A 1,586-nucleotide genomic window follows, 5' to 3' on the forward strand; every position below is an offset into this window, starting at 1 on the left:
CGCCAGGTTCCGGACGACGAAGCCGAGGAAGTGCGCACCCTGTTGAATGAGCAGCAGATCCCGTTCTACGAAACCACGCCGAGCCTGTGGGGGATTTCTTCCGGGGGCATCTGGCTCACCAACCCGCAGGACCGCGAGCGCGCCAAGGTACTGATGGAAGGCTATCAGGAACAACGCACCCGGCGGGAAAGGGAACGGTTTGAGGAAGCCCGGCGCGATGGCACCGTGCCAACGCTGGCTGGCCGCTTGCGCGATCAACCCGGGCGCGCGCTGGGCGTGCTGATCGCCGTCACAATATTGATATTGGTGACACTGGTGCCCTTTTTGACGCTGGGCGAATAATCCCGGTATTTACCTGCTGATTCAGGCGGAAAAGTAATCCTTCATCCACACGAATAGCGTATCCGCGCTCACCTCGGACAAGTTCACCGGTTGGAAATCATCGCCTGCATCCGCGTCCATGGTTCCGAATTGGTAAAGCAGCACACCGGGCTGCTCATCGTGCAATATCAGCAGAATCCGCCCGCGGGTCTGCAGGCAATCGATGGTCATGGCATCGGCAGGAATGCCCACATCGCGCATGCCGCGGCGCACACCGACCACCGGATTAATATGCTCGTAAGCTTGCTGGATGCGCGTATGCGCTTCGGTGATCATATCGGACAAGGCTTCAAGGGCGGCTTCTGACATTGGGGGCTCCTGGCAGGTTAGCTGCACAGAGTAGCAAATTGCGCGAAGACACCACTACCGACCATTACACCGCCACCGATAGAAAGGAACGCCCTTACAATAAAAGCTCGCCTTCTATCGGAATAAACCGGCTGGCAGCGCGAGCCAATGAATCTGCGGTCAGTGGCGCGACGCCATAGACATCCACGTGCTTGCCCTTGTCCACGCGCAGCTTATCCACCAGCAAATCGAAATCACCATCACCGGACACCAGCACCACGCAGTCCACCTCCGCAGCATATTCCAGCGCATCAATGGCGATACCCACATCCCAGTCGCCTTTGGCAGAACCATCGGACCGTTGAATAAACGGTTTCAGTTTCACCTCAAAACCAATCGCACGCAGGATGTTCTGGAATTCACGCTGCTTTTTATCGCCCCGGTCGATGGCATAGGCGATGGCTTTCACTACCTGCCCCTCTGACGTCACGGTGGACCAGAACTTGTTGTAATCGAATCGGCGGTTAAACGCCTGCCGTGTTGTGTAGTACACGTTCTGCACGTCTACCAGTATTAAAACTGTTTTCATCGGGCTCCCGGTTTCACTCAATCACTTATCATTAGTGTGTACAGACTGGGCAATAAAAACCTCAACCCTCAATCAGCCAGGCTGTCATTTTTTCTGCCAGCGCATCCAGTATGCCTTCCGGGTCCATGGCTGGCGGGGCCACCAGCACCAGGTGCATCAGCGTGCCGGCAACGGAAGTGGTCATCAGGTACAAGGTGTGCTGCTGGGCATTCAGGGAATATTGCTCCCGCGTATAATCCAGCCCTGCCATCAAGACCTGCTGTAATTCGATTTCCAACTGCCGGGTGGCCGGCAACTGGTGCAAGTAAGGCACCTGGAAAACCAACAC

Annotated in this window: 3 protein-coding genes and 1 pseudogene; 1 reads left to right on the forward strand and 3 read right to left on the reverse strand. The window is 56.2% G+C overall.

What is annotated here, in order from left to right; genetic code table 11:
- A partial coding sequence (locus A3730_RS30840; protein WP_063537329.1) for a DUF6164 family protein occupies nt 1-342 on the forward strand: 342 nt, incomplete at its 5' end.
- 21 nt (nt 343-363) lie between these two features.
- Here A3730_RS30840 and A3730_RS01590 read toward each other — a convergent pair.
- The 3 genes and pseudogenes from A3730_RS01590 to A3730_RS30845 form a co-directional block, all read right to left on the reverse strand.
- Nucleotides 364-690, reverse strand: a complete 327-nt coding sequence (locus A3730_RS01590) for a hypothetical protein (protein WP_063521214.1) — start codon at nt 688-690, stop codon at nt 364-366.
- Between the two features lie 94 nt (nt 691-784).
- Nucleotides 785-1,258 carry an NYN domain-containing protein gene (locus A3730_RS01595; protein WP_063521215.1) on the reverse strand — a complete coding sequence of 158 codons (474 nt, stop codon included), beginning with the start codon at nt 1,256-1,258 and terminating at the stop codon, nt 785-787.
- Nucleotides 1,259-1,319: 61 nt separating this feature from the next.
- Nucleotides 1,320-1,586, reverse strand: a pseudogene (locus A3730_RS30845) (TetR/AcrR family transcriptional regulator); the annotation flags it as partial.

This window comes from Alcanivorax sp. HI0044, from assembly GCF_001634945.1.

Coding starts and splice junctions, on each gene's coding strand:
- A3730_RS01590 (WP_063521214.1), bottom strand. CDS start 690: ATGTCAGAAGCCGCCCTTGAAGCCTTGTCCGATATGATCACCGAAGCG.
- A3730_RS01595 (WP_063521215.1), bottom strand. CDS start 1,258: ATGAAAACAGTTTTAATACTGGTAGACGTGCAGAACGTGTACTACACA.